Consider the following 24,834-nt stretch of genomic DNA (forward strand, 5'->3'; position numbering starts at 1 on the left):
ACATCGGCAATACATTGGATATACTCAGAGAAAAATACTGTATATCCAAACAGCCCTATAGGGAGAGTTTGAAGTGGATAAAAGCAAGAAATCAAACGTAGGCGCGATGCCAGAGCTAACCGATTTCATGATCAGCTACTGCGCCATGACCGAGCATGTTCTCCTGCATGCTCGTTTCACCGATACAATGGCCGATGTAGCCGCATGGCCAACCGTGGAATTTCCCGATCAAACAATATGCTTATCCCGACGTCAGGCAGAAAACCTCTTCCGTGAATTAAAGAAAGCCGTTGATTACATTGATGCTGGAATTGAGCACCCTTCAATAAAATTTACCAATTAAATAGGTCTACCATGTTTGTTGAACTCGTTTACGACAAGAGAAATGTTGAGGATTTACCCGGCGCCAAAAACATCATTCTGGCTGAACTGACCAAAAGGGTGCACCGGATTTTTCCCGGTGCCGATGTAAGAGTTAAACCAATGCAGGCGAACGCGCTGAACAGCGATTGCACCAAAAATGAGAAGGAGCGGCTCAACCGCATGATCGAGGAGATGTTTGAAGAGGCTGAATTTTGGCTTCTTGAGGAATAACGCGTAACCCCCCTGATAAAGATCCAAGTTATCCTGTGTGGATGATTTCACGAAGTAACGCCTGACGATCACCACTGCATTCGTGATTGCGGGTGTTCATCTGACACGCATTCTGGACAGCACTACATTGTCTAGAGCTATCCTGCAACGATAAGAACCGATTAGAGCCCAGAGTTTACCTGTCGTGCTCTCGATCAATGGGCCTTCAAACATGTTTTTGAGTTGTGCTTAATTCGGCCTAGTGAGCCAACGCAGAACGGATTTATTGGGAGCTTTAACTGCTGCTCTCAGGATGAATGTCTGAATGAGTACATTCTTTATGCCCGAAAATCATTACTGATTGGCGAAAGTACTATAACGAGTGCTGACCTCATTCATCGCTGAATCATATATGCCTTCGTGAGCAAGAAACGCAAGAACCAGATATAAAAAGTGCATACTTTACATGTCATTTACTATGCAACTTATGCCATCATATACTAAATACTAGTTATTAGCAGTACTAACACCTGTCAAAACCAGATTTTTATGCATTAATTACTAAAAATTTAATTTAGTTTTAATTAAAATTCTGTTGAAGCAACATTAAACGGTATATTTAGCAATGCTAAAACATTGCTAATCAAATTTCATTTTTCGATAGGAATTAACATCGTTTTGTACGCTTAATATTGATTGAATGACCAATTAAATTGATCTAATAATAGCGCCATTATATTATCCAAAAGAACTGGTTACGATTATGCATAATAAATTCATGGCAATTCTTCATTGGCACTGCTGTTTCGTTGCTAAACATTTTATTAACAAAAATGGGGTTATCTTTATAGTTGAGTTTTTTACTCGATTTACAACCCTTGGGGCGCTTCCTGCCATGTATCAAAATTACAGTACCAGAAAAACTCTTTCATAAGAGTTGATATTACTGTTCAACAGTAAAATAGAGATTTTTCATAATCAATAAAATATTAAGCCATGCTAATATAGAGTGTGATGTTAGTGTGTTATTGATTTGCGACAAGAAAATAGTTAATTTCATCATGCTAAATCATTTATTTCACATTGAGGATCAGAAGTTATTCTAACTTTAATGAAAAGTAGAATAATTCCCCCTTTGAACTCTTTGTTTCGTAATTATCAATTGTGGATTGATAATTTTTTCAGGAAAGTCTAATTTAGATGCACTCCAAAATAGAGAGTATGAATATGTAAAAACTGATAAACAATACTCCTGACAGAATCATGCTAACCCTTCATGGGACATACAACTCAAGGAAATTGAGAAATTATGTGATTTGATTATTATCGAGAGCGTCTATAAATTAGAGTGCTTTCGGAATACTCCCGATACGGTTAATGTATTTCAGGATTATTCATTTGATAATAATCCCCTTGAAAATTTCGGAGTGCTAAATTTACACGACATTCCAAGCGGGGGGCATTAAAATTAACAAGATAATGAACCGTACATTATCTTTGCGTTATATTCAGATGAACAAAAAAAATAGCCAAAATTATTTATTATTCTAAAAAACCACTCTATATTTATATGATTAACGAGGTAGTTTATGAAAATATTGAACCATATTACCATCAGGAAAATGATACTAATTATTCTAGGGCTCTTTACTTTGATATGGAGCAGTGCGGCTATTCTTTCGGTAAACTCATTCACAAACATGAACAGTTTACTAAACGAAAATCTCGTGCAGAAAAAAAGTTATTCCCTGCTTGTTGAAGGCAACGATCAATCTTTGCGCTTAGTTAATCAGATGTTTCGGGTTAGGGAGTTGATAACCGAAGGGGACGTAACTCAGGCACAGCAAGCTCTGGGATCTGCAGAGGAATCGATAAAAAATATCCGTACTACACTCGAGCAGTTTACCCAGATCCCACATCCCGGCGTCACAGATACGCTAACCCAGCAAGTGATTACGTCATGGACACAACTTCTTAATGAGGCTGTAATACCAATGGCTATGGCACAGAAAGAGGGACGAATGGACGAGTTTAAGCGGATTTATCTCCGAACATATCACCCGCTAAATTCAACGTTTCACGAACTGACAGAGAAATATACTCAGACAATTTTATCAGATAACATTATAGGCACAGTAAGCCATAATATTGTCGTGAGCAAATACACGCTGTTGTCGGCTTTGGTTGCCGGTATCCTCGTACTTTTACTCTGTGACCGATACCTAGTAATATATTTGGTAAAACCCGTGGGGAAAATAAAAAACCATCTAGAACAATTGACCCATGGCAAGTTGGGCAATAAACTGGAGGAATTTGGACGTAACTGCGTCGGGCAGTTAATTCCTTATATCAATAATATGCAGGAAAATCTGCGCAGCACAGTGCAAGTCATTAATACCAGTTCTACCGTTATTCGTACGGGCTCCGGGGAAATACGACAAGGAAATGACGAGCTATCAGTCCGTACTGAACAGCAGGCTGCGGCATTACAGCAGACAGCGGCCAGTATGGAGGAATTGACTTCGACGGTACAAAATAATGCGGAAAATGTACACCAGGCACTGTTAATATCAAATGAGGCTCATGATGTGGCCCGTAAGGGCGGTGATATAACCCACAACGTTGTGACGACAATGCAAAATATCTCTGACAGCTCCAGTAAAATAGCAGATATCACCAGTGTCATAAATGGCATCGCTTTTCAGACAAATATTCTGGCACTGAATGCTGCTGTCGAAGCAGCACGTGCTGGCGAGCAGGGGAGAGGTTTTGCCGTGGTGGCCGGTGAGGTTAGAAATCTGGCGCAGCGCAGCGCGCAGGCGGCGAAAGAAATTGAGGAACTGATCAGTGAATCCGTTGTACGGGTTAGTACGGGCGCAGACCAGGTGCGTGAGGCTGGTCATGCAATGGAAAAGATTATGTCTTCTGTTTCTCTCGTCCATAATCTGATGGGGGAAATCTCTGCAGCATCCGATGAACAGAGTCGAGGTATTGCTCAAATCGGGCAGGCTGTGACGGAAATGGAAGGTGTGACTCAACAGAATGCCGCTCTGGTGAATGAGGCTGCTGCTGCTGCGGCCTCTCTGGATGAACAGGCTCGAAATCTGGTAAGTGCAGTGTCCACTTTCGACTTGGGTGACCAGCATTCCATGTCAATGGTACAGGATGTGTCATCCCCGCCACTGAAACGACCTATACCGAAAGCAGCCCTCTCAAGTGATAACTGGGCATCATTCTGATATTTGACGTTGCCCTTAAGGAAAAAACCGAAGGTCCCCACTGGCGCACTGACTTAGGAACAGACCAAACTGGCAGGAGTAAATGCAGCGAGTGTTGCATAAAACAGGGAGAATGTTCGAATGACTGTTTTCTTAAGTAACTATTTAAACCACAGGCCCTTATTGAAGCTGTATTATGATTTAACTGCTGCACGTAGTATTGCGCTCTTCTGATGTTTGAGTAACTTTTTGACCAGGCCCGCCATATGTGATTCTGGCGGGCTTTTTTTGTTCCTTTATTGTGTTAGTCTCACTCTTGCGATGACTTTTGTCGCGAATTTCCTCGAGAACCGATTTGCCCGTGACGAGCGGGCTTTTTTATGTCTGCACATTACCCCTTCATTCTGTTAATAATGGGCAGTGCAGCGCTGTTTTGATGATTAATTCTGTAACTGAAAAAAGAGTTCGGGACACAGGAGAAGAATCTTGAAAAGCGAAGTGGCTGAACTATCCTCTAAATGCTGTACACACAGCAGCATGTGTTCAGGATGACTTCTGTCCAGCCCGTCATTTTCACGCTGACGGGCTTTTTTGTGCCAGTAGAAGACCCGCTTTTTTATGGCTGACAGCTAAACACCATTTTTGCTATCAATTTTTTGCACTGAATAACGCGTTGATTATTCTGCCGCTGGTACCTCGGATTTTTTTGTCTCCAGTTCAGCAACGCGTGCGGTCAGTGCGTCTATCTGTGCCATCAGAGCCAGAATCGCCTCATGGTGCAGCGCTGCTGCAACCCCAGCAGTGTCAGGGCTGAGCACATCTTTAATTACAGTGCCATCTTCCAGCTCTCTGTCACCAGTCACGAACACATTATCCGGGAATACAGACTGAACCTCCTGAGCAATGAACCCGATGCCTGGAGAGACACTGTCCAGCCGTTTCCAGGAAACACCACGGATCATCTTCATTTTTTCCAGCGGGTCCGCAATGCGTTCAATATCAGTTTTCAGGCGCTCATCAGAGTTTGAAATCCACGCTCCTGGCGCTGTTGCTGAACCGTTCTGATCAAAAATATAGCGTGTGAAATTGCCTGAGGAACTGGTCTGAATGGCAATGATGGCGCGCGAACCGCTTCCCTGGACCACCGAACCATGGAACATCACCTGTACCTGCTGATAAACACCACTGGACCAGCCTGCACTGAATAATGGGGTCACTGTTTCTGTCCCCGTCGCGGGAGTTGTGACAGGTGATGTGCCACGAATGTAATTGTCCCCTGTAATGATTCCGCCACTTTTCCCGTTAATTGTATTCAGCCGCGAATCATTACCCTGGCAAAACGACCCGGCGACGGCGCCAAACGGGCTTGTTAATCCCGTCCCGCCCTGCCCCTGGCTGAGCGGGGTTGTTAGCCCGTTCAGTGAAGTGATATCTGAGTTCGCCCCTTTTTTTGCCAGCGACTTCTGGCCGGGAACCGTGACGGCCACTCCGTTAATCGTAATAGTAACGTCACCCGCCCCGTTTATCACGTCGGCGAAGCCGCTCATATTCCGCTGATACAGCGTCAGCGTCTCAGCGATATTCTGCGCCAGTCCGTCAACGCTCAGCGAATCACTCAGGAGGATGGCGTAAGCGGTACCCGCTGCAATTGCCGGGTTTGCCGCTGGCGTCACGGTAAGTTGTGTTGCGCTGTTGATTGCGGTTATCTGGAATACCTGCACCGGGTTTGCCAGCGTGACCAGAGTGCACCCAACGCGGATCAGTGAGCCTGCTGCTGTAAAGTTCGTGCCAATACCCGTCAGCGTATTGCCGCTGATGGCTATGGTGCCAGTTGTGTAAATCATATTTTCTCCAGACATAAAAAAACCCGCCGGGGCGGGTTTCATATTTATATGAGTTGGGGTTAGTTAGTCTGTACGAACGCGCCGCCGCCGCGAGCAATAAGCATGGTAGGTGAGAAAATAGTCACCGTGGACGAAACACCCACCTGCGCAGTTAACGAGATCGAGCAGTTAACGACACGGCTTGTAACCCGCGCGGAAAACATCAAACACACCGTGGTAGTGTTGGTTGATAACACGGAATACGATTTAGTCTGGCCTGCAATGTTAAATGTCGCCGTCGCGGAGCCTGACGAACCTGTCACCCGAAAAACAGCCATCAGTGTGACGTGCTTATCAAGATTGCTGTTGGTGCTGTCCGTGTAAGTGAAAGTGCGTGATACCGAACTGCTTTCCTGTGATGTATCGGCGAATACCTGAGCGTTAGCCACATCGCCAACAAATGCGTCGGCCTGAACGGTGCCCTTAAACGAGCCGCTGGTCGCATTGATTTTCCCGGTAAACTCCCCGTCCGTCGCATAAACAGTCCCGCGCACCGTGACATTGCTGAATTCAGATGAGCCATCTTTACCAATTCGCCAGCCAACTGAGCCAGCCACGTAGTTATTTGACTGGATATACGCACCGATTTTCGCATTGGTGATGGTCCCGTCCTGGATAAACGTGTCACGGATAAACGTCTGGCCGTTCTGAATAACAAACGGCAGCGTGACGGCTGAACCAGCCTGGCTCATCACAGCGAAACGGTCAGCAAGGAAAATAACCTGTGACTGCATGCCTGAAGGAGTATTCTGAACACCCAGCCCCATCCCTGCCGCATACTGACGCCCGTTCACATCCAGGCCGACCTTTATCGAGTACATCGCGCTCAGGTTGCCGTTGATATCCGCTACTGCCTGGGCGTTCGTAGTAATTGCCGCGGCCTGGCCGTTTACCGTGACGCCCATTGAGTTGATCCGCGTCGCAGAGGTCTGCGTAAAATCAGACATCGTTTTCGCAAAATCAGTGATATTGGCGTTGCCGCCAGCGGTCGCATCCAGGGTTTTCAACGATTCCGCAACGGCTTTGCTCGCGTCCACCATCACGTTATCAACGCGCTGGATACCGGCACTGTTTGCGCCATACTGAGCACTGAGTGTCATCCGGGTATTAACCTGCGCCAGCGTCTCCTGAATCAGCGCCACCGCCGTGTTTTGCACCCCACCAGCCGCGTTAGCCGTTTTCCCTGACAGTTCGTCGAAACGGGAAGCGGTAGCGCTGTCGAGGGTGGACACCGCCTGTGTGAGCTGGGTTACGTTAGCGGTATTGTCCTGCGTCTGCGCCGTCAGCGTATCAACCGCCGTCGCGCGGGCCTGAGTCTCGTCAGAGAGCGCCTGCGTGAGCTGCGTTACCTGTGCCGCGTTCTGGTCGGTTTTTGCCTCCAGGCGCGTCACGTCCGTAACGCGGGCCTGTGTTTCGGTGACAATCACCTCCCGCAACTGAGTGAATGAGGCGCTGTTTGCTCCGTTCAGCGCCGACTGCCTTACGACAACATCAGCGATGGCCAGTGCATTACCAATGATGGCCTCTGCCGTCTGCCGGTTCGCGCCCACTGCCGCCGCCAGTTGGTCGGCGTTTTGACTGACCGCCTCTGCCAGTTCAGCAACTTTTTCACTGCTCTCCACGGCATTTTCAATCAGATCCTTGAACAGTTCGGTATCCTTGATCTGCTCAAGCACGGCATCAGTGATGTCAGACACATCAACACTGGCCTGCCCCCTCACCCATCCGGTGTAACCCGACTCGTTCCCGGTCCTGTCCACCAGTTGTGCGCGGTACCAGAAAATCTGCCCCGCTTTGAGGCCCATCTGCTGATATTTGCGCAGCGGATACGGCACATCCGCCAGCAAAACAGCATCATCAGTCGTACCCGTGGCACTGTACTGAATTTCCGTTTTCAGCGTGTCGTCCGTGTTCGCAGGGAATCCCCAGTTCAGTTCAATGCCGAAAACCACATTGTCTGATGCGGTGAAACCGACAGGTTTCGGCGGGTTTCCTGTTTTCCCGGTCAGTGTTGTCTCGGTTGAATATCCCCAGCCGGAGGAAATTTCAGCCGCGTTAATAGCCCGCACCCGCGCAAGATAACGTCCGGTATAAATGGCTGGCACCTCAAACGACGCGGTAGAGCTGCGGGGTACGTTCACCCAGTCGCCATCGTTACGCCGCCACTGGGCCTCATACGAAATCGCGTTTGGTGCCTGGTCCCAACTGACGCGCATTGTCTCCAGGCTGATCCCCTGATTCACAACGGCGTAGCTGGAAATGACGATATTCGAAGGTGCAGACTGATTACCCGGCGGGATGACGCTTACCGGGCGCTGATCGATAATCGCGCCTGTATCGATACGGGCATATTTATCCGGGTCATGTGCGGCACCCACGATGGTGAACGTGCCGTCGTCGTTTTCCGTAACACTGACGACGCGGTATTGCTGGGCATAAAGCGAATCTGACTCAACCACCCACACCGCATGGGCTTCTGGCGTTGTAGTGAACACCGTCGAAACGGTGACTTTATTACCGCTGACAGCCTGAATGGTGCGGCTTTGTGATGCGCCTGTCGGGAGGTTCACCATGATGCGATCACCCGCTACGGCATCCGGTACACGGTCGAGCGTCAGTACCCGACCGCTTACTGCGCTGATGCGGCCACCAGTCACTTTTCCGGCCAGGTCCCTGTCACTGACCGCAATGATGTATCCCGGCTGTGGGATATTCCCGTCAAGACCAACAGAGAAAGTCACCACACGGTCTTTGTTATTGGTCAGGATGCCCCAGCGCCCCTTACGGTTTGCCTCCGATTGTCGGGTGCAGCCGATAGCCGTCAGTTCAAGCTGGTTAAAACCAAAGCGTCTGACCAAATCCTGTTCGAAGACAGGTTCCATTGCGTCGGCATATCCGTTCGCCGGGTCTGAGTATGAAACCAGCGCAGTGGTATACCGGGTTTTTGAAGTGCTGCTGCTGTATGTGAATTTACCGTCAAGGGTATTTGCGTTGGTGTAGCTGTAATCGACGTCACGCGGCATATCAGCCAGAGCAACAATCTGATTTCCGCCCCAGTACGTCATCCCCCGGAAAATAGCCGCAAAGTCGCGCAGCACGGTATACGCATCATTGCGATCCTGCACATAAACATTGCAGGTGTAGCGGGGCTCCAGACCATCACCGCCTTTCCCGTCAGGGACAAGCTGATCGCAGTACTGCGCAACCTGATACAGCATCCATTTATCGATGTTAGCTGCCGTCAGCCTGTCGCCCAGCCCAAAGCGATCGGTTACCACCAGATCATAAAATATCCACGCCGGGTTATCAGTCCAGGCCCACTTAAAACCACCCTGCCATGTTCCAGAATATGAACGCGTAACGGGATCGTAATTATCCGGCACGCGGATAACACGCATATAGGGTTCGCAGGAAATCTGCGGTACTGAGCCATTAAACTGGCTGGAGTCGAACTCGATATAGAGCAGTGCTGTGTTGGGATAGCGAAGCTTGGCATCGATAACCTCCGTGTAACTCTGGAGCGTCATCGTGTCGCCGATTTTTGCGCTGTTTGCATCTGCCGTAATTTTGCGCAGTCGAACCGTCCACGTTGTGGCACCGGCTGGCAGATTGACGCGATGACTGCGTTCGTAACCGCTGGTCGTTTTACCGCTGACTGAGGTATTAATTACCGTCTGGAACGCGCCGCCGTTTGTCTGCAGATCAATGGCGTAGTTGATGCTGTAACCGACCAGGTCACCGTCATCTTCCTGTTTAAAAATCGACGGCCATTTAAGGCGCAGGCGAACTGCAGAAAGCTGGGGATTCGTAAATGTACGGGTCCAGGCTGTTGCGCTGGAAATGGTAATGCCGCCTGCGCTAATTTCGTTTTCACTGCCGGGCATCCCCTGAATGTAGGGCTGCGCCTGTGTGCCCGCACGAAACTCCCAGGTTACACCGCTGAAATTTGACGAACCGTCAGCATTAAGTAACGGCGTACCATCCAGAAAAATAGACTGCCCGGTGAGACCGCCAGAAAATTCACCCTCACCCAGCGCCAGCAGGATTTTCGCTTTTGCGACCGACTGGAGATCGTCTGGCTGTTCTGTTGGTGTACGGGAGCTGGAGCTGCCGCCCTTGCGCCCCTGAATTTTTTTATTTGCCATATTGCGCCCATAAAAAAACCGCCAGGCGGCGGTTATTAAATTGAGGTGTTTTTATTGCTGGTCTTCAACGTAAATTCCGGCAGAAATAATTGCACCGCCGATACGACGCTTTCCATAGCCCAATGGAACTGGATATCCCTGTGCTGCCGTATTCGTGACGCTGCCAAAAGCGTAAGATGCTTTGTTATCGGCGTCCTGTTTACTGGATAATCCCGCTGGCTGCGGAGATAGCATCTGGACGATCCCTCCGGCCATCATTCCCACACCGCCAGCAACGAGAGCTGCACCGCCGTAGGCATATGTAATTACACCAACGACAACCAAAACAGCGCCAAGAATTGTCTGAAGGATACCACCACGCTTACTGCCCATGATAACCGGTACGACCCGGATGATTTCTCCGGTAACCGGAAAGCCCAGATCATCCATTCCGATATTTTTTTTACCTTTGAATACCGCATAGGTAAGTCCGCGCCGCTGACTGGATATCATGAATTTTTCAAAACCAGGAATTGTCGCAGCTAAGGCCCGCGTAGCTTCGTGAGTGGTGCTTATCAGGCGGTGATGAATTTTACCGAAGGATTTTCCTAATACACCGCCAAGTTCAATCCGGGTCATTATTTCTTTCATGGCAGCCTCAATAAAAAACCCGCCAGCGCAGGTTTGATTAATCTTTAATATATTTCTTGTCAAGAAGCGGTATATTTTTCTTTTTCCTGGCCTCATTGACACCTTTAAAGAAAATACTTTTTACAGGTATGTCGTAACCCGCGCCCGCACACATAGAAGAAAGGACATTCAGGTCTACAGGCCCCCCTGTTGATGAGTTAATATCAAAAGTCGCTACGGTTAATTCTTGCTTACCAGTTTTAGGAAAAATAAATGCAGTAAATAATTCTTTTCCTGCATAAGCCCCATGGGAATTCTTTCCATCAACATATCCGCAATACATATGGGTAGATCCCGGATATGGATAGTCCTGATGATAAAACTTTGCAGTCTCTGGATCCTTCATTTCCTCACGGATCGCTTTCTCTACAGCCAGTCTCTCAGGTTCCATTAAAGGTCTTGCGGAAGCGTTCCAACAAGCAAGTGCAAATAATAAAAGTAATGGTTTTTTCATCAAAAAATACTCTCCATTTTTTTGAAGATTAACATATGTCCTTATAACGGAGCACTTTCATTGTCCTTTCTCTCCAGTAGCCACCGTATGGGGTGCGATTACTGAGCCTCCCATAAAGATGATGGAGCAACAGGTTACCCTCCAGTAGTACCCCGGCGTGATTCCATTTGTTGGCCTGCACCTGCATGATCACAACATCACCCGGCTGTGTGGCACCAGCCACTTCCCTGAACCCGCATTTATGCCAGTTATCCTGATATAGATTGTCGGGGTACTGGTCCTCCCACCACGCATAATCAACACGGTAATCCGGCAATTCGATATCGTAGGTTTGCCGATAATAGGACATTACCAGCCCCCAGCAGTCGTAAACCCCCAACACAAAAGGCCGCTCCAGCAACGGCAATTCGCCGCGCGGGTTGATTGTACGCAGGTCGCCTTCCGGCCAACTGACGATGTGCCAGGGCACCGCCATCAAATCGCATTGCGCCTTATCCAGTTCGCTGGGCTGTGTTGTCGCATCGGGGTGGCTGTGCACAATAGCTGTTACTGTTCCCCAATCCTCGGCGGCAGCATAATCCTCCGGGGACAGAACAAAATGTTCAGTGGGTTCGTTAGCCTGGTTGCGGCATGGAAAGTAACGTTCGACTCGGCTTTTTTGCACGACCACGCCGCAACACTCACAGGGATATTCAGTGGCGGCATGCGCCATGATGGCGTCTATGGTTTTCTGACGCATATCAGCTCCTGATGAGTGACGTGCCGGGGAATCCGCCAAAAGAAAGTTCGTTATTTTCCCCGAAACGAAGTTTGCAGGCGGTCAGGGTGCCGTTGCACTGGTCCAGTGAAGGATCTGCCACCGGGTTGTTGTTTTTGTCGAAGTATTTCGTGCCTGCATAATCACAGCCATCACCGCTGCGGTACTTACCACGAATACACCAGGAGCAGAGAGAATGAAGCTGACGGGTCGGGATCATTAAGCCCTGCAGGTCCATCGGGCTGGTTAGCCGAAACTCGATAACCTCTGATGTTTCGGTATTTTTCCCGTCGATATACCAGACCTGCAGGGTTTCCTGAGTGGGATCTGCCGTGGCATTGCCGGAAGGGAAATTACGCGCATCCAGATACTGCGCCAGCGTGTCATGTATCGTGACCGTCGCTTTCAACAGGTCGTCATAGGCAAGACACAACGCAGTGATGGAGCCGTCAAGGTTCGCCACGGTCAGTTTTGGCGTGGCGCCACTGCCGGTAGTCGATTTTTCCAGTCCGTTAATCTGACAGGGCCAGGCTTTATATTCGTTACCCTGCCACCAGATGGATTTAGCCGGAAGCGTTGATTCATCACCACCTGCTGCAGTTATTTCTGCCGGGGTATGCGCAATATTGTGACTGTGAAATCGTAGCACTGCCCCCACGCCAAAAGAGGTACCATCAACTTCAAAAAGCCGGATTTCATTTCCCGGCTCCAGTTTTTGATAATCATTATTCAGACTCATGGTGCAAACGCCTGTTCAAAGGTTGCAGTGATGGAAATTAGTTTTTTGCTTTTAACGATGAGTTGCAGGCTGTCAGCCTGAACACGCCATAACGCGAGTTCCCCATAGGGGGGCTGAAAAGAAAATGACTTTGTTTTATGGCTCCTGAGAAACGCATAAATTTCAAGTGCGGTATCTTTATTCCCTGTATAGGAAAATGCGTAATTCAGGGTCTCCGAATTAAGCCCATTTCCACTTACCTGCGTATAACCGTCACCAAACTGAACCTTACGGATATTATCTTTGACGGTGACAGCAGGCTGTCCCGATGCCTGAATTTTCCAGGCAAACGCATCAATAGCCATATTTACCTCGTTTTGGTCAGAGCCCAAATCATTCCACCCGGTCGGGATTCTCTTTCAATGCCTTCCCGAATAGATTTGTCGACAACCTGCTGATAAGCCCGACCAAGCGCAGCAGCATTTGCCGAACCCTGTTGATCCTGAGAGGATTGTGGCGTCGTGACAGATACGGGCGCATAGACGCTAACGCCAGTCTGCAGACTGCCCGATGTGGCATTCCCGACGAACCCGCCAGAGGCATACCCTCGCATCAGGCGATAAAGGTTTCCCACGCCGAGGCGCGCTGTAGATTCTTTGGTGAAGACAAATTCGCCGCCATGAACAATCCCTTTTGGCTCGAATTTACCGCCGGGTCCGGTATAACCGCCGCCATCGTATTCAGGGATATAGCCGCCCTTCCAGGCCTGTACCGGGCCAACAAAGCTGGGACTACCTATTCCACCGCCCTGCGGGCCATCGAAAGAACCGGCTACCCATCCCATGGCTTTCTGAACGGCCCAGGCCACCAGCAACTGATTAGTGATTTGAACAATCGATTTGAGGATGGAAACGGTGAAACTTTTGAAGGAAGTCTTCCCGGTGGTCACCAGTTCAGTCAGCATATCGCTCATGCCGCCAAGTGCACTGGATGCGGCATTCTGCATGGCAGAATAGACGTTTGTTGCTGAATCCAGATACTCGGCGAACCCCTTTTTAGCCCCGCTGAGCCAGTCACCGCGAAGACTGTCCTCAGCGGCGTAATACTGATTCAATGCGGCGAGTTCACGCTGATAATCGACGTCAGTCGTCTTGCCCCCGGCATTTTCCCATCCGCTCCTGAGTTGTGCATACGCAAGGTTACGCCCGGCGGCGCGGTCGCTTAATGTCGCAGAATCCGTTAATGCCGACTGCTTCGCCGACATCTGGTTGGTGTATTTCGTCGCGGTGTCCATCCGCTTGTTAAGCTGTTCCTGCGCGGTGATCTGGTCGCCTAAAAGGGCTTTTTGCTGTGCAAGGGCAAGAATGCGCGCTTTGTTTGCCAGCAGCGATTCTTCCTCTTTTGAAAGTTTGCGCTGGCCTGCCGCCTCTTCCAGCACAGAGAACTGAGCCTCGGTTTTCCAGAGGTCTTTACGCTGCTGACTGATGACGTCATTTAATCCGGTGTGCTGCTGCAGCACTTTAAGCTGTGCCTGCAGGGCGATAAGTTCAGCCGCTTCCCTGTCGCTTGCTTTGTCACCTGCCGGAACCGTTGTTTTTGGGGTTTTGGGATCCTTATATTTTTCATTGATCGCGGCGGTCAGCTTATTGAATTTGTCCTGTGTGATAAGCCCCTGTTCAAGTTGCCGTTGATATTTCGTCTGCAGGTCGTTACGGATCTGAGCGTTTGTCCTGGCCGATTCCAGAAATTTATCAGCTTCAATATTTGCCGAGACCTGTTGCCGGTTTAATTCAGCAGTGGCATTACGTTGCTGTTCTTTAATCGCAGCAAGATGGTTTTCTTTCTCAATCTGGTTATCTAAAGCTTGCTGGCGTTCTTTATTCCCCTGGGCCATAGTGTCGTTGATACCATCAACCACTACCGATCCTGTACCTGGGCGAAACTCGGGAAGTTGAGCCGTAGTGGCATTATCAGCGACCCGGTCACTCCAGAACTTGTAATTTTTTACCTTTTCAATGAGACCCTGCCAGGAATTCGACAGATCGTCCAGGTCTGACTTGGAGGCGTCTTTGAAATTTTTCTGGCTGTCACCAAGTGAGTCGATGATCAGTTTTGTGGCGCCGGCTTTATCACCCAGGTCAACCATATGCCTGACCTGTTCATACAGTGCCAGATTCGCAAAATTATACTGCTGATTGATATCGACAAATGCTTTCAGCGGGTCCTGGGGGATTTTCCCCAGTTCGGCCACCAGGTCTTTTACGCTGGCTCCCGTATTTTTTGACAGCAGAATAGCCGTCTCGCTCACCTGTCGGATCTGATCAACTGTCAGGCCCAGTCCGGTGGCCTGCGCGACCGCTGCCGCAACCGCTGATTTACCCGCATCAGTGTTTTTTACTATCTGGGCGGTGATGCGCGCGAGGCTGTCGGCGGTCTGGCCGCTGATATTCCCGGTGGACGCGATAGCCTGGTTATACGCACTGGCCTGTAAGCGCCCCTGATTCCAGTTATAGGCGAGGAGCCCCACGCCGGATACCAGCGCAGTAATCCCGAGGGTGGTCGGGGTGATAAACCCGGCCAGCGTTTTTGCGTAATCAGCAACACCCAGCAGCGCGCCTTTTACGCCACCGAACTGGTCTTTGATCTGCCCGCCCTGCTGGAGCAGAATCAGAAACGGAGACTGGCCGCCAGCAAGCTGCGTCGCAATATCAGTAAACTGCGCGGGCAGGCTGCGCATGGCGGCATTGTACTGACCAATCGAAATTCCGGCTTTTCTCGCATACAGCTCCTGCCGGGTAAAAGCGCTTTGCACTTCCAGTGCCGCATCGTTTGCCGCAGACCCGATCCCTTCCAGCCCCCGTTTGACGTAGTTATACCGCTCGGTAAATTTCGCGTCGTTTAAATCCAGATTGACAATGAGATCACCCACCGCCTGGGACATAACGTGTTCCTCCTGTAATGCCTTCGGCGGCCAGCATCATGGCCTCGTCGGACGTTTCGGTGTCCGCTGCCGGACGTGTCTGGGGATTGAGCAGGCTGAAATCTGCAGTGGTAAGCCCGTGGTCTTTGCAGACCATATCGGTGATGTGGTGGCTCAGGCGTGAGAAATGGGTATCAATCAGGTCCGTCTGGAAATACTCAATGGTGTAAAATTGCTCCCATTCGCTCAGTTCGGTGCAGGACATCTGCGCCAGCATCACACGCCAGTCAGGTCTGCGGAACTCACGGGCAAGTTTAAGGGCGAAGTTCAGGGCTGCGGCGTGGGCTTTTCCGGGGAGTGGGGTTCCGTGTCGGCATTCGGTTCTGCGTCAGGTGCAACGGGCAACATTCCTGAGAGCTCCCGCACGATAAAATCCGCCTGACCAATGGCAGGCAACGGCCAGCCGGAAAGCACCTCCTCCTGCAGTTGATCAACGGATGGCCCTTTTTGCCCTTCCTTCTGCCACAGAGACATAGCGACGATCCGCGCGCCAATCTTCACATTGATGGTTGTCACGATGCCGTTGAGCGCTTCCGGGCTGACTTCTGTGTCGTCCGCAGGGACGTCTTTATTCACGTCGGCGATATAGCCGATGAACTCAATACGCTGCAGTGCTGAGAGTTCATAAAGCGTGACGGTTTCGCCGTTGTATTCCAGCGGCTGAGTTTTCAGAAACATGCATGACTCCGATCAGGATACGGTGATTTTGCTGACAGCCGCGAACGAGCCGTCATTCGTAATCGCAAGAATTTCGGCAATCCCGGCTGCAACACCCGTGACGGTAACAACACTGCCGGCCACGCTGACTGTCGCTTTTGACGGGTCGGATGACGCCAGGCGGAATGATTTATCGGTCGCACTGGCAGGCAGAACGGACAGGTTCAGTGTCGTGGTTGCTCCTACAGCCACAGCCGCTGTCGATTTATCAAAAGACGCGCCCGAAACAGCAATGACCGGGGTGGTGGTGTCTTCGGCCAGTGAGGGTTTACCACTGTTAGTGACCTTGACCGTGCGGGTAATGTATTCCTTGTTCGTCACCGCCTTACCCAGGCTGCTGACCCACCCGTAAAACACATCCACCGTACCGTTAGGGTATTTGATGCGATACGTACGTTTTGATCCGTCTTCAAACCACTGTGCCAGCGCAATTTGCCCCTGCTCGCCGGGTTTCCAGGCCAGGGTGAATGACGTGTCGCCCGCAGATTTCTGCCCCTGTCCGGTGGCCGTCCAGTCAGAATCAGGGTCATCGATATAGGTATCATCAAAGCTCTCCGCCGTCAGTTCGCCGGGCGTCAGTTCCTTGACCTGAGCCAGGCGCGTCCAGTCGGTATCGATAAGGGGATTTGCTGTGCCTGAGCCGGTATACAGCCAGAATGTTGTCCCGGCACCTTTAACGGGTGCCAGTGGATTAGGTGTTGCCATAGTTGCCTCACATAATATAGGTGATTGAATACTGCATATCTGCCGATCCCCATGTCGCCATTTCGTCATCGCGCTGATAGTCATAGCCGAGTGGCCCCATCAACTCGATGAGATCGGACAGACCTGGAATGTCTGAAAGGACGGGATAAATCTTTGATTCCATCCATTCATCCAGCGCCGCATCAGGCAGATCGGCCTTAAGGAAGACTTCGATATGCAGCGTTGCTGACCACTGGTCCTCATCCACCATTGCGCCAGTAAATTGCGCATCGGTCAGGTAGACGGCGACGGCAGGCAAATCCTGAACCTCAAGAAATGCCGGACGGCCATCAAACCAGGTAACAGAATCAGTGATGTTGTCTTTAAGCGCATCCAGAACGGCAGCGCGGATTTGAGGGTGTTTCATCGGATTAATACCAGTCGCAGTTGGTTTTTAAGCGCAGCAGACAACTCTTTAGGCATATCGGACTGCATCAGCCTGTTTGTCTCCGCTTTAAACGCCTCGGTTAACGGGGACGCCAGAGGAATACTCACCACCTCCACGGGATAGCGGCTTTTCGTTGTTCGCCGCAGGACATGCCAGCGACCGTTTTTCAGTTGCTGGATAAAACCACCAGGGAATGAAAACGGGCCAATCCGCAGGACACTGTTAGCGCCCTGTTTGTCGCGTTTTCGCCGTGAAAGTCTCACGCTTGCCACACCCAGCTTAATCGCAGGAAGATTCCCCCGGTTGACCCGGATTGTTGCCCTGGGTTTGCTGACCGTGGCTTTTTTCAGCCTCGCCCGCTGTTTTACCAGCTTACGCGGCACCTTCGTGTCCGTTGCGACAGTGCGGACGCTTCGGCTGACGGCGCGCCCCGCGACCCGGTTAACAGCCTGAGCAGAAGCACGGGGGACCGCCGTTTTACTGATGCTGCTGAGGTTTGCAATTGCCTGCTCAAGCCCGTTAATAGCGGACATGACAACCTCCTATTCAATCCATATTTGTGGCTTACCGTTAAAAAACTGGCTGCGCGTAACTTTGTACTCCGTGCCTTTCCAGATCAGCGCGTCATTACGTCGCGGATGGTAGTTTTCACTGAACACCACCAGCGAGATCCCATCTCCGGTTATCGGCCCCATCTCGGGTGCAAAATGGCTTTCTATCGCGACATAGTCGATGCCATTGATAGTGACCGGAGCGCCCATGCAACGAATGGTAGCGGCATCCATGCGCGCCGCCATTTGTTCGAAGGGATTAGCCATTGAGGCGAACCAGTACGGTTGTACTGTTGGCTGCTGCGGCTTCCCATGCCTTGCCAGCAGGCGTGGCGCTGGCGCTGTCGAGCTGGATTTTGCCGCTTTTCAGATAAACGGTTTTGCCCTGGGCAATGTTGTCTGCCGCAAGTTTGGGTAACGACATGACCCCTCGCGCCATTCCATCACCAGTTTCACCAGGCTGGATGTCCGTGATGGCAACAGCAACCAGATCACCCAGAGCAACGGGTGAACCGCTGGCAATAACCTCTGTGCCATCGTTGGTAACAGGAATAGTGTTACCGTCCTGAACATAATTTTTCATAGAAGATCTCCACGGCTCCGGGGAGCCGTTTTACAGGCATAAAAAAAGCCCTTTCGGGCGCGATTGTCTCGTCGGTGATTACTGGCCGGAGGATTTCGTCAGACCGCGATAGTCCAGCGGGGCCACGCCTGCATCAATACGCACTTTCGTGGCAATACCATCAGTGGTAAAGCCATCCTGCTGATCGATGTAAGGGGTATCCACACCATTGAGATAGGCCACCTCAATAGTGTCGCTTCCTTTCGCTGCAGTCAGGTACCAGGCTTTTGGATCGGCCTCATCCAGCCGCGCCTCGGCAATGACTTCGGCGAAATTCTGGATGGGGTTCATAATCCCGGAGTTGGCATCAGCCCCTTTAACGCTGGCGGATTTGATGGTCTGATTTGCCAGCGTTTCCAGTGCCACGGGCACCAGGATAAATGCAGGACGGATATTCAGAGAGCGGTCACCCTCTTTTTGCAGGCGCATCAGTTTACGGCTGTCATCCAGGCTGGATACCGAGATAGCACCTGAGCTGAGGTTCGCATGGTCGTTATGGAAAAGCGCCTTACCGTCAGACAGTTTTGCGTTACCTGTCAGAACGGCATAAACCAGATCGCCGATAGTCCCTTTAGCCGCGCGCCCCATTTTCATGGGGACATCGGTCAGTTGATTGAGATCATCGTTGATGATGGCCTGACGGGTGACAGAGAAGATCTCACCATAGGTTGCCAGCGCGATGGTTTGAGCTTTATCCCCGGTGGTGACGTATTTATACTCCGCACCCTCACGCACCTCGCGCAATGACGGGAAGCCCCCTATGCCGACACGATGAGCGGTTTTAAAGTCGCTCAGGCTGCCTTTTTTCGTCCACAATTCGAAGGTTTCTGACGCTTCTTCCCAGCCCTGTAACAGCGACTTATTGGACACATCCAGCAGAATGTTACCGAAGTCAGACGTGCTGTGCGTCAGCGCAAGCCCCACCATCTGTACCGGGTTAAGACCTGAAACACCAATACCGCGCTCAGTCAGCGCCATGCGGGCCAGTTCGCGCAGCGTCATGCCGTTATAAAAGTTATCTTTTTCCTGCGCTTCATAACCCGCGCGGGCCATCAGGGATTTACGAATGCCATCGCCGACGATATTGCCGTTACCCGCATAAATGTGGGGCTGGTTATTTTTATTTGACGGGGTTGTGTCTTTGCCCAGTTCGGCCAGTAGCTTATCTTTCGCCATAGCGACAGTGCATTCGACATCGCTGATGCAGGCGGCCTGCAGTTCCTGGTGTTTACCACCGAACATGGCAAACACATCCTGAATTCCGCTTACACGGGCTTTCTGTTCAGCCACAACCCGCGCGACAATGGCATTTTCGTCCAGAACAGGAGCTGCCGGTTGCTGCTGCGGGGTTGCCGGGTTCGCAGGTTCACGCGCCGTGGTGTTGCGCGGCGGCGTGATCATATTACGGATAGCGTTAGGCATCTTTTCAAATTCCTCAATACGTTTTGACTGAATGCAGGCCATCGCCTGCAGTGATGGTGTGGTCTGGTCTGCAAATCCCTGGGCAACACATTCACTGCCGTTCATCCAGGTTTCGTCTTCCAGCATGGCCGCGATTTCTTCTGCCGATTTCCCTGTTTTTTCTGCATATGCGGGGATCAGAACAGACTCCATTTTGTCCAGGAGATCGGCGTAATCCCGCATATCGTTCGCGTCACCGCCTGCAAACCCCCACGGCTTGTGGATCATCATCATGGTATTTTCCGGCATGATGACCGGGTTGCCGACCATGGCGATAACCGACGCCATAGAGGCGGCGATGCCATCGATATGCACCGTGATTGCCGCGCCATGGAATTTGAGTGCATTAAAAATGGCGATACCTTCAAAGACATCGCCACCGGGAGAATTGATATGCAGGTTAATGTGGCTGACATCACCCAGCGCCTGCAGGTCACTGACAAACTGTCGTGCCGTTACCCCCCAGAAACCGATTTCGTCATAAATATAAATTTCCGCTTCATCCGCTGCGAGCGCCTTCATGCGGAACCATGAATTACTTTTTACGCTGGCTTTCGGGCGGCGGCTCACCCGGTTTCGTTGTTGCTTCGGCACTGGTGCCTCCTTTGTCATTGGCGGGGTCGGTGTCGTACACCAGTCCCAGTTCGCGGTTTTCATCGATCTCCGCTTTTCGGCGGCGTTTCACATCGTCAGGATTGCTGCCCCGCGCGCGGACCCAGTCGGATTCTGTTGCCGCGCCACCACGGATAAGTATTTTCCAGGCGTTCGCTTCTTTTGCGGGGTCAATCCAGGGCATCACCGGCCCGGAATAGACAGCGGAATAGAGCGTGTCCATATCCAGGCCGCGAGGAACCGTGATTTTCCCGGAGAGGATCGCCAGATTCAGCCAGGCGCGGTAAATGTGGCGGGTCACCGAACCGATAAACCAGTCCTGAAGGACAAAATACCCGTCAGTGGACTCCACCAGCTCCTGACGCTGGGCACTGTAGGTGCCGTCGTAGTTTCGGGATGCGCTGGAATAGCTGATGCGGGTCCCGGCAGAAACGGCACGTAGCTGACCGTTGCGGAATGATTCAAGGTTGGTGTTCGGGCGGTCCGATTTGATCATCCCGATTTCCTCTCCGGGACGAAGGTCGTCGTACAACATCCCCGGCTGAATCAGCAGGTCGCGATCACCGTCCTGGGCAGGTGCCCCCGCATCATCGCCATAGCTTTGACCGTCGCCTTTTTTGATGTACATCCCCAGCGCCGCCGCAATACGCGCGGCCACCAGCTCGGAGTCTTCATACTCTTTAAGGGCACTCAGGCGCATCAGCACACCAGAAAACAACGACGTGCCACGGGCCTGGTGCAGGCGGCGGGTGAATTTAAGGTGCAGCATGTTTTCCGCTGCCACATCTTTGGTCTCCAGTTGCCGGCCTGACACCGGGCTGGTCTTGTACACCTGGTATTTTTTTGGCCTGCCCCAGTTGTCTTTATAAATACCCTGAATGAGCCCCTGTGATTCGTCGCTCTGCATTGGTACGTAATCAGCCTCCAGAGCTTCCAGCCAGAAACTGATCCCGGCTACGGGTGACAGCCCCATGGCATTGCCGCTGACAAGCTGGGTAAACACCTCCCCGTCTCGTAACCAACTGCGTAATAAAAGACGTTCGAGCATAGGGCGGGTAAATTCCCCGGTGACATCAGGCGAAACAGACCATTCCGCCCATGCGGAGCGAATCTGGCTGGCAAACTTTTTCGCAATATTGCCGTTTTTAAGCACCGGATGCGGATCAACAATGATGCCCTCAGAACCAATCACACGCTCTTCCAGTTTGTCCAGAATGCCAATAACCAGATCGTTATTGTTATCCAGCCAGCGTGCTTGTTCGCGCAAAGACACTGCGCCATTCTGGCTAAGTTGATTAGCGGAGCGATTCTCGCGGCGTGCCTTGTGTGTGCGGGTTGGCTTAACCGCTTCGAACGCCTGAATTACTGCACGTGAGCGAAGACGCGCAGCCTTCCAGCCCGGCGAAATCAGACCAATTGCATCATCCAGTAGAGACATCAGCCAAACCTCGCCAGTTTATAGCCGGGTCGCCCCAGGCTTTGCCTGTCACTGTCGGCAAGCCGCCGCTCCCACTCCTGCCGCCCCTTCCTGATTTCAGACAGATTTTCATAGGACATCTGCTGCCCATTGAAAGTAATGGACTTCCCGTCAAGGACAGCCATCTCAGCTTCAACGTAACGCTGTACCATCGCCTCGATATCACTTCGTTTCACAACCAGCCTCCTGTCGCTGTGACCCAGGGGTTTGATGCCTGGTCGTCGGTTTCCGTCACGGTGTTGTCCCGTGCTTTCGTGTTTCGGGTAACGGGCGGTGCAGCAGGCGGGGGTGGCGCTTCGCCAGTTTCCGGCGGCGCGCTCTCCAGCCACGTTTGCCGCCGTGCCCAGTCTGGCGCATTCGGCCATTTAATCTTTTCGTAGCCATGAAGGATTGCCAGCGCATCGGCGTAGACGAGCAGGTCAAAGGCTTCATTCGGACCGCGACCCGGTTTACTCCATTTTCCATCAGGTGAACGCTCCTCATACGTCAGCTCGTCGTAGAACCAGCTACCGAGCCATTTCGGGAAATGCACGTAGTTCGGTCCGGGGGATTCGCGCCATAAGGCGTTATTCACCTGGTCTTTCAGTGCATCGGTCTGGAGAAGAAAAAGCGGCACATCGCCTGCGGCTTTTGCGCGACGGGTTGACCTGTCCGTGTTGTCAGGGAATGTGCGTGTGATGAGTTTTGAGCGGCGGACACTGTCCCCCTTAAAGAGATAAATCTTTTTGCCCAGCCCTTCCCGGCGGCATTTGCGCCAGAACTTATAGGCGTTGTCGGTGACACCATCCTCACCGCCGGAATCGACCGCCATTGCCATCAGGCGCATACGTTTTGTCGGGTCGCTTGCCAGAGCCCAGGACTTTTCGAACACGTCGGACAGGAGTAAATCCCAGTCCTCCGGGTAACTGGCCGGATCAATGGGATAGCATTCGCCGTGCTCACTGGCCCGTAAGGACTGCCGGATGTTGTAGCGATCAACCACCCACCGCTCGCCCTGTTCACCGTAGCCGGTAACCTGCACCACGAATCGCCGTGACTTACCACCCTGCACATCAACCGTCGCCATAAGAAATTCAATGCCGTCAGGTACGGTGCGTTTTGGTATTTCCTCGGCGCGCTGCTCAAGCAGTTCACTCTTACGCTGTTCGAGGTTAGCGCGGGGAAGATATGGCCGACCAAAGTCGGTATTAACAACCGTTTTTAGCGTTTCCTCACTCTGGGTGGCGTCATACTCCTGCTCAGCAGTCAGGAATTTGTAAATCATCTGCGCCCAGGTCTGGTAAGCAGCGGCTGGTCCCTCCATCCAGAATGACGCAATACGCGAGCGGCGCGGCTCGCCATATCTGTTGCCGTCACAGTCTATTTTTTCCCCGTCGCGTAGCCAGACAGAACGAATGTTCAGTTCGCGTTTCATCTCCGGCGTAATTTTGCCTTTACATGCAGGACACTGGAGATAGGCGGATTCACTTGCCAGAACAGGATCCGAAGAATCACGGTAGCCTGTCATGTTGGCGACTTCCGGCTGAAAATATTCCCCGCAATGCGGGCACGGCCAGTAAAGGCGACGGCGGTCACCACGGTTAAATAGCGACAGAATCCCGGTCGTCGGGGGCGCTTCGTGCGCAGACGAGGGGCGCCATTTTGTGTCGCGGATGTCCCGGCCTGGGGAACTTTCCACAAGCGTCATACCACTGGACATAAAGGTGGTGGTACGCTTCGACCCCAGGGAAAAGGCATCACCCTCCCCGTCGATATCTTCCGGAAAGCGGTCATAGTCCGTCAGCGCCACACTTTTATAGTCAGACGACGACATGATATTGACTGATGGCCAGCCGAGCTTGAGGTAGTTACCGGCGCGAAATGTGCGGTCGTGGACGTTGTTGTCATTACGGCGTGGACTGAGCCGTGATTTCACTTCCGGGCTGCAGCGGAAAGTGCGGTCGAGTCGCTTTTTCGAGTGCTCGCGCGCTTTCTCTTCGGATACCTGGATAACCAGCATGTCAGCGGGGTCGCAGACAATGTTATAGACAATCCAGCCATCAATCAGACCGATGGTTTTCCCGGTTCGGGCAGGACCGACAAACACAACGGCATCGTATTCACGGGATGCCAGACAGTTCATCGGCTCAATTATGTAAGGGGCAAGATTCGGATCCCACGGTACGGAGTTCCCCGCCCCCATCGGCACACGCATATATGAGCTGACCGCATCGGCCACCTGCATACGACGCGGGGCACGTAATATACCGGAGACATCACGTCGGATCCCCCTGGCTGATGCCCTTTTTGCCATCAGTCCTCCTCTGGCTCATCCTCCTCTGGTTCAGCGTCCATTACTTTTTGTGCGACCTGATCGCGCAGGTCATCAATCACGTTTTGCACGCGTGACACCGCAACTGGCGTAAGTGCGCAATCGCGTTCAAGAATGTCCGGGAGTGTTTCAAGCACCATGACGACGGCTTTCGCCATCAGTGAAAATTCTCGGGCAACATCTTCGGCGGGGATAAGTTGCTGCGTATCGACCTCAAATTTCAGCCGCTCGTTTTCAGCTTTCCAGTGCGCGAGCCTGTCTGCTGGCTCCATCTCTTCCACGTTTGCCGTGGAAACGGTGGGGATCATCAGTTCGCTCAGAATATCGGTAACCAGATAAAGCTTGAGCTTGCTGTTACTGCCTGCTGCCGGAGCAACATTTTTCAGCCTGGCGGCAACCGTCTGGCGATGGACGCCAGTGATCCCGGCTAGCTGGTTGATATTGAGTTTTAAGGCCGCGATTTCCTGGTCCATGATGGTGAACACTTTTTGTACGATTCGACATCATTGATTAGCCGGGTCCCGGAAAATCAATAACCTGCATACATGATGATG

Annotated in this window: 23 protein-coding genes and 1 pseudogene; 4 read left to right on the top strand and 20 right to left on the bottom strand. The window is 51.6% G+C overall.

Translation table 11 applies throughout. The features are described from left to right. The first annotated feature begins 73 nt into the window (after window positions 1–73). From ABU190_RS08445 to ABU190_RS08460, 4 genes and pseudogenes are all read left to right on the top strand, one after another. A complete protein-coding gene (locus ABU190_RS08445; protein ID WP_354691008.1) occupies window positions 74–343 on the top strand; it encodes a hypothetical protein in 270 nt (89 codons plus the stop codon). A gap of 11 nt (window positions 344–354) precedes the next feature. Beyond that, on the top strand, window positions 355–594 hold the full coding sequence (locus ABU190_RS08450; RefSeq protein WP_354691009.1) for a DinI-like family protein: 240 nt from the start codon (window positions 355–357) through the stop codon (window positions 592–594). Between the two features lie 28 nt (window positions 595–622). Further along, a pseudogene (locus ABU190_RS08455) lies at window positions 623–959 on the top strand (integrase core domain-containing protein); the annotation flags it as partial. 1,203 nt (window positions 960–2,162) lie between these two features. Then, a complete protein-coding gene (locus tag ABU190_RS08460) occupies window positions 2,163–3,812 on the top strand; it encodes a methyl-accepting chemotaxis protein (protein WP_354691010.1) in 1,650 nt (549 codons plus the stop codon). A 656-nt stretch (window positions 3,813–4,468) separates the two neighbouring features. Here the strand turns inward: ABU190_RS08460 and ABU190_RS08465 are convergent. The 20 genes from ABU190_RS08465 to ABU190_RS08560 all read right to left on the bottom strand — a co-directional run bounded on the left by ABU190_RS08465 (window position 4,469) and on the right by ABU190_RS08560 (window position 24,753). After that, window positions 4,469–5,635, bottom strand: a complete 1,167-nt coding sequence (locus ABU190_RS08465; protein ID WP_354691011.1) for a tail fiber domain-containing protein — start codon at window positions 5,633–5,635, stop codon at window positions 4,469–4,471. Between the two features lie 59 nt (window positions 5,636–5,694). Beyond that, window positions 5,695–9,819, bottom strand: a complete 4,125-nt coding sequence (locus ABU190_RS08470) for a DUF1983 domain-containing protein (protein WP_354691012.1) — start codon at window positions 9,817–9,819, stop codon at window positions 5,695–5,697. Window positions 9,820–9,870: 51 nt separating this feature from the next. Then, on the bottom strand, window positions 9,871–10,449 hold the full coding sequence (locus ABU190_RS08475; RefSeq protein WP_354691202.1) for a tail assembly protein: 579 nt from the start codon (window positions 10,447–10,449) through the stop codon (window positions 9,871–9,873). A 37-nt stretch (window positions 10,450–10,486) separates the two neighbouring features. Next, window positions 10,487–10,942: a hypothetical protein gene (locus ABU190_RS08480; protein ID WP_354691013.1), complete on the bottom strand. Its 456-nt coding sequence runs from the start codon at window positions 10,940–10,942 to the stop codon at window positions 10,487–10,489. A 28-nt stretch (window positions 10,943–10,970) separates the two neighbouring features. Continuing rightward, the gene (locus ABU190_RS08485) at window positions 10,971–11,681 is read right to left on the bottom strand and encodes a C40 family peptidase (RefSeq protein WP_354691014.1); all 711 of its coding nucleotides are present in this window, start codon (window positions 11,679–11,681) and stop codon (window positions 10,971–10,973) included. A gap of 1 nt (window position 11,682) precedes the next feature. Continuing rightward, window positions 11,683–12,438 carry a phage minor tail protein L gene (locus ABU190_RS08490; protein ID WP_354691015.1) on the bottom strand — a complete coding sequence of 252 codons (756 nt, stop codon included), beginning with the start codon at window positions 12,436–12,438 and terminating at the stop codon, window positions 11,683–11,685. Beyond that, window positions 12,435–12,782, bottom strand: a complete 348-nt coding sequence (locus ABU190_RS08495; RefSeq protein WP_354691016.1) for a phage tail protein — start codon at window positions 12,780–12,782, stop codon at window positions 12,435–12,437. Before ABU190_RS08495 ends, ABU190_RS08490 begins: the two co-directional genes overlap by 4 nt. 2 nt (window positions 12,783–12,784) lie before the next feature. Beyond that, the gene (locus ABU190_RS08500) at window positions 12,785–15,358 is read right to left on the bottom strand and encodes a phage tail tape measure protein (RefSeq protein WP_354691017.1); all 2,574 of its coding nucleotides are present in this window, start codon (window positions 15,356–15,358) and stop codon (window positions 12,785–12,787) included. Next, window positions 15,339–15,614 (bottom strand): phage tail assembly protein T, encoded by a 276-nt coding sequence (locus tag ABU190_RS08505; protein WP_354691018.1) that lies wholly within the window; start codon window positions 15,612–15,614, stop codon window positions 15,339–15,341. Before ABU190_RS08505 ends, ABU190_RS08500 begins: the two co-directional genes overlap by 20 nt. 50 nt (window positions 15,615–15,664) lie before the next feature. Then, window positions 15,665–16,075 (bottom strand): phage minor tail protein G, encoded by a 411-nt coding sequence (locus ABU190_RS08510; RefSeq protein ID WP_354691019.1) that lies wholly within the window; start codon window positions 16,073–16,075, stop codon window positions 15,665–15,667. Between the two features lie 12 nt (window positions 16,076–16,087). Further along, complete coding sequence (locus ABU190_RS08515; RefSeq protein WP_354691020.1) at window positions 16,088–16,819, bottom strand: phage tail protein; 732 nt, start codon at window positions 16,817–16,819, stop codon at window positions 16,088–16,090. 7 nt (window positions 16,820–16,826) lie between these two features. Next, complete coding sequence (locus ABU190_RS08520; RefSeq protein WP_354691021.1) at window positions 16,827–17,225, bottom strand: phage minor tail U family protein; 399 nt, start codon at window positions 17,223–17,225, stop codon at window positions 16,827–16,829. After that, window positions 17,222–17,779 (bottom strand): phage tail protein, encoded by a 558-nt coding sequence (locus ABU190_RS08525; protein ID WP_354691022.1) that lies wholly within the window; start codon window positions 17,777–17,779, stop codon window positions 17,222–17,224. Before ABU190_RS08525 ends, ABU190_RS08520 begins: the two co-directional genes overlap by 4 nt. A 9-nt stretch (window positions 17,780–17,788) precedes the next feature. Beyond that, entirely contained in the window at window positions 17,789–18,064 is a 276-nt protein-coding gene (locus ABU190_RS08530) for an ATP-binding protein (protein ID WP_354691023.1), read from the bottom strand. Next, window positions 18,057–18,380: a capsid cement protein gene (locus ABU190_RS08535; RefSeq protein WP_354691024.1), complete on the bottom strand. Its 324-nt coding sequence runs from the start codon at window positions 18,378–18,380 to the stop codon at window positions 18,057–18,059. Before ABU190_RS08535 ends, ABU190_RS08530 begins: the two co-directional genes overlap by 8 nt. A 78-nt stretch (window positions 18,381–18,458) precedes the next feature. Beyond that, window positions 18,459–20,474 carry a ClpP-like prohead protease/major capsid protein fusion protein gene (locus ABU190_RS08540; RefSeq protein ID WP_354691025.1) on the bottom strand — a complete coding sequence of 672 codons (2,016 nt, stop codon included), beginning with the start codon at window positions 20,472–20,474 and terminating at the stop codon, window positions 18,459–18,461. Next, window positions 20,416–21,930 carry a phage portal protein gene (locus tag ABU190_RS08545; RefSeq protein WP_354691026.1) on the bottom strand — a complete coding sequence of 505 codons (1,515 nt, stop codon included), beginning with the start codon at window positions 21,928–21,930 and terminating at the stop codon, window positions 20,416–20,418. Before ABU190_RS08545 ends, ABU190_RS08540 begins: the two co-directional genes overlap by 59 nt. Then, window positions 21,930–22,145: a hypothetical protein gene (locus ABU190_RS08550; RefSeq protein WP_090089253.1), complete on the bottom strand. Its 216-nt coding sequence runs from the start codon at window positions 22,143–22,145 to the stop codon at window positions 21,930–21,932. Before ABU190_RS08550 ends, ABU190_RS08545 begins: the two co-directional genes overlap by 1 nt. Beyond that, a complete protein-coding gene (locus ABU190_RS08555) occupies window positions 22,142–24,262 on the bottom strand; it encodes a phage terminase large subunit family protein (protein WP_354691027.1) in 2,121 nt (706 codons plus the stop codon). Before ABU190_RS08555 ends, ABU190_RS08550 begins: the two co-directional genes overlap by 4 nt. Next, window positions 24,262–24,753 carry a DUF1441 family protein gene (locus tag ABU190_RS08560; RefSeq protein WP_317101631.1) on the bottom strand — a complete coding sequence of 164 codons (492 nt, stop codon included), beginning with the start codon at window positions 24,751–24,753 and terminating at the stop codon, window positions 24,262–24,264. The genes ABU190_RS08555 and ABU190_RS08560 overlap by 1 nt, the downstream gene beginning before the upstream one ends. Between the last annotated feature and the right edge of the window lie 81 nt (window positions 24,754–24,834).

It is taken from the genome of Phytobacter sp. RSE-02, from assembly GCF_040578655.1.
GTDB classification, from domain to species: Bacteria; Pseudomonadota; Gammaproteobacteria; order Enterobacterales; family Enterobacteriaceae; genus Phytobacter; species Phytobacter diazotrophicus.

What these genes read in the sequence shown, in the direction of transcription:
- ABU190_RS08450 (WP_354691009.1), top strand. Translation starts at nt 355, where the DNA reads ATGTTTGTTGAACTCGTTTACGACAAGAGAAATGTTGAGGATTTACCC.
- ABU190_RS08460 (WP_354691010.1), top strand. Translation starts at nt 2,163, where the DNA reads ATGAAAATATTGAACCATATTACCATCAGGAAAATGATACTAATTATT.
- ABU190_RS08465 (WP_354691011.1), bottom strand. Translation starts at nt 5,635, where the DNA reads ATGATTTACACAACTGGCACCATAGCCATCAGCGGCAATACGCTGACG.
- ABU190_RS08470 (WP_354691012.1), bottom strand. Translation starts at nt 9,819, where the DNA reads ATGGCAAATAAAAAAATTCAGGGGCGCAAGGGCGGCAGCTCCAGCTCC.
- ABU190_RS08475 (WP_354691202.1), bottom strand. Translation starts at nt 10,449, where the DNA reads ATGAAAGAAATAATGACCCGGATTGAACTTGGCGGTGTATTAGGAAAA.
- ABU190_RS08480 (WP_354691013.1), bottom strand. Translation starts at nt 10,942, where the DNA reads ATGAAAAAACCATTACTTTTATTATTTGCACTTGCTTGTTGGAACGCT.
- ABU190_RS08485 (WP_354691014.1), bottom strand. Translation starts at nt 11,681, where the DNA reads ATGCGTCAGAAAACCATAGACGCCATCATGGCGCATGCCGCCACTGAA.
- ABU190_RS08490 (WP_354691015.1), bottom strand. Translation starts at nt 12,438, where the DNA reads ATGAGTCTGAATAATGATTATCAAAAACTGGAGCCGGGAAATGAAATC.
- ABU190_RS08495 (WP_354691016.1), bottom strand. Translation starts at nt 12,782, where the DNA reads ATGGCTATTGATGCGTTTGCCTGGAAAATTCAGGCATCGGGACAGCCT.
- ABU190_RS08500 (WP_354691017.1), bottom strand. Translation starts at nt 15,358, where the DNA reads ATGTCCCAGGCGGTGGGTGATCTCATTGTCAATCTGGATTTAAACGAC.
- ABU190_RS08505 (WP_354691018.1), bottom strand. Translation starts at nt 15,614, where the DNA reads ATGCTGGCGCAGATGTCCTGCACCGAACTGAGCGAATGGGAGCAATTT.
- ABU190_RS08510 (WP_354691019.1), bottom strand. Translation starts at nt 16,075, where the DNA reads ATGTTTCTGAAAACTCAGCCGCTGGAATACAACGGCGAAACCGTCACG.
- ABU190_RS08515 (WP_354691020.1), bottom strand. Translation starts at nt 16,819, where the DNA reads ATGGCAACACCTAATCCACTGGCACCCGTTAAAGGTGCCGGGACAACA.
- ABU190_RS08520 (WP_354691021.1), bottom strand. Translation starts at nt 17,225, where the DNA reads ATGAAACACCCTCAAATCCGCGCTGCCGTTCTGGATGCGCTTAAAGAC.
- ABU190_RS08525 (WP_354691022.1), bottom strand. Translation starts at nt 17,779, where the DNA reads ATGTCCGCTATTAACGGGCTTGAGCAGGCAATTGCAAACCTCAGCAGC.
- ABU190_RS08530 (WP_354691023.1), bottom strand. Translation starts at nt 18,064, where the DNA reads ATGGCTAATCCCTTCGAACAAATGGCGGCGCGCATGGATGCCGCTACC.
- ABU190_RS08535 (WP_354691024.1), bottom strand. Translation starts at nt 18,380, where the DNA reads ATGAAAAATTATGTTCAGGACGGTAACACTATTCCTGTTACCAACGAT.
- ABU190_RS08545 (WP_354691026.1), bottom strand. Translation starts at nt 21,930, where the DNA reads ATGTCTCTACTGGATGATGCAATTGGTCTGATTTCGCCGGGCTGGAAG.
- ABU190_RS08555 (WP_354691027.1), bottom strand. Translation starts at nt 24,262, where the DNA reads ATGGCAAAAAGGGCATCAGCCAGGGGGATCCGACGTGATGTCTCCGGT.
- ABU190_RS08560 (WP_317101631.1), bottom strand. Translation starts at nt 24,753, where the DNA reads ATGGACCAGGAAATCGCGGCCTTAAAACTCAATATCAACCAGCTAGCC.